The sequence below is a fragment of the Halomonas flagellata genome (assembly GCF_022487945.1).
In the GTDB taxonomy this organism is placed as follows: Bacteria; Pseudomonadota; Gammaproteobacteria; order Pseudomonadales; family Halomonadaceae; genus Halomonas; species Halomonas flagellata.
Map to the genome: position 1 here is coordinate 1 of NZ_JAKVPY010000066.1, position 1,525 is coordinate 1,525.

1 protein-coding gene is annotated in these 1,525 nt (G+C 61.2%); it reads right to left on the minus strand.

Going from position 1 to position 1,525, the window contains the following annotated elements; translation table 11 throughout:
• Window positions 1-14 precede the first annotated feature (14 nt).
• Window positions 15-1,394, minus strand: coding sequence for an IS4 family transposase (locus tag MKP05_RS21100; protein ID WP_240570113.1), 1,380 nt, complete (start codon window positions 1,392-1,394; stop codon window positions 15-17).
• Between the last annotated feature and the right edge of the window lie 131 nt (window positions 1,395-1,525).

Here is a 1,525-nt window from a genome sequence, read left to right on the forward strand (position 1 = left end):
GACCCGAATGGCACTTACTTAAGCTTTTTCGGATGTCCGTATAGTTGGATTTCCTCACGAGCTTGGTGGCGATGCATTTTCAATAACCGGTGGGGCCTGGGCCGCCGTTTGATGGCCCTTGGCTCCAGCCGATCCGGCCGCTGGCCCACTCGAATCGCGGTGATTTGTCCCATTACGCTCTGGCGCTCCTCGTCCGTTAGCGGTGAACGTGTCGCTATCTGCCGGAAAATCTGCAACGTATGCTTGAAACTGACTTGCTGGGGTAGCCGGTCCGCCCACTCGCTGGAATGCGCCATCACCCGGCGGATCAGGTTATACGCCAACAGATACATCCAGACTTCCTTCTCCACCATGGCGGGCGTCTTGCAGCGCAGCACCTCCATGCCCAGTGTCGTCTTGATATCCCGGAAGCTCAGCTCTATCTGCCAGCGCTCCTTGTAGAGCGCCTGGATCTGCTGGCGTGGCGCTTGCCTGGAGGAGCACAGTGTCGTGACGATGACCATGTTCCCGACGGCCAGCTCCCTGACCGGCATGGTGTCGGGCAAGGCATCAAAGGCTTCTCGGCTCATCCACTCGTGCCGGTTCTTCGGTTTCTGCCAGGTGGCGATGTGGTCCTTGTCACCCAGCCTCTTCCCTGTCTGAAAGTCGGTCTGGCGGCCAACGTGTTGGCGCATGACCACATCGACACCGCGGGCTTTCAGCTCCGCGATGAGCGCATAGGAGGGGTAGTAACGGTCGGCAATAACGAGGTCGCCTGACTCAAAGGTGTCGAGCATCTCCCGCAGCAAGGCATGCTCTCCCGTGCCCTTGCCTTTCACGGGCCCCATCGCCGCATTGAGGATAGCCCCGCTGCTCAAGTCCAGGATGGCCACCAGCCGGGCGGTCGGGAACCCGAGACCGGGCTTCTGGCTGGTTTGCTGAGGAAAGCGCTGCTGGTTCTCGGGCGTGTCCGGCATCGACACCGTGGTACCGTCGATCAGCTTGATCGGCCGACCCTGCCAGGACCAGGCAGAGGGCACCTCATCTGCCAGGTGTTTGCCAAGGTAGCGCGCCAGGTTGCCCACCATGGTACCCGGCAGGCGCTGGCGAGCCCGACAATAGGCGCCGGTGCGGACACTCCCCAGGCGCTGTTGGTCGCGCTGCCGGTTCAGCATGACGCGATTGACGGCTTGCTGGCAGGAGGCGTCGGCATCCAGGACTTGCGAGATGAAGGTCTCCAGAGTGGTGACAGGAGGAAAGAGCCGGTGGCGACAGGCAGGCAGCACCTCATCAAGGCCGGAGGCGGCGAAGGCGGCATGGAGCTGGGCACGCAGCTCGGTATGATCCGGGCGGCTGGCATGGTGCGCGACACGGCGCTGTTGGCACTGAGGAAGGGGAGCAGTAGGATATGTCATGAAAGCGGGCGATGGGTTTGCGGTTTGTGTGTGGTTTCGCGACTTACACAATACCGCATTCCATCGTCCGTTTTCTTGTAAATCAACCGACTAGGCGTCGGTCAGCGTCTTAAGTAAGTGCCATTCGGGTC